Origin of the sequence: Bartonella capreoli (assembly GCF_902813205.1) — a bacterium.
In the GTDB taxonomy this organism is placed as follows: Bacteria; Pseudomonadota; Alphaproteobacteria; order Rhizobiales; family Rhizobiaceae; genus Bartonella; species Bartonella schoenbuchensis.
This window is the reverse complement of record NZ_CADDZX010000192.1, coordinates 1-460: the sequence shown is the minus strand read 5'-3', so window position 1 is coordinate 460 and position 460 is coordinate 1. Positions and strand designations below refer to the sequence as shown.

The following is a 460-nucleotide window of genomic DNA, read 5'->3' as shown; positions in this document are numbered from 1 at the left end:
CATAACGAGCACCTTCCTCTTTTAGATAGATTTTCAAACGTTCATGAAAAAATAACAGAAGATCTGATAAAATATGTTCTTTTTTTTCCAGAAATCGATTCTGCGATTGTTTAGATTCTATTTGAAATGTTTCATATTTGGTTTTCTGTTGTAAAAAAAGATCCATTGCCAGAGTAAACAGTGGCATAAGATTGATTTTCCAATCGCGCAAAAGCACAAGCCTAATAATTCCCAGTGCTGCACGTCTTAACGCATAGGGATCTTTTGAACTGGTTGGTTTTTCATTAATGAGCCAAAAACCAACGAGCATGTCAATTTTATCCGCTAGTGCAACTGCTATAGCAAGAGGTTCCTGCGGAAGACGATCTTTGGGGCCTAGGGGTTTATAATGGTCTTCAATTGCTTCAGCTACGCGAGGATCTTCTCCTTGAAGCAGAGCATATTTTCGTCCCATTAGTCC

The 460-nt window shown here is 38.5% G+C and carries 1 protein-coding gene; it reads right to left on the bottom strand.

Going from position 1 to position 460, the window contains the following annotated elements; all coding sequences use genetic code 11:
* The coding region (locus J7R05_RS08010; RefSeq protein WP_208541849.1) for a glycine--tRNA ligase subunit beta at positions 1-460 on the bottom strand (460 nt) is incomplete at both ends.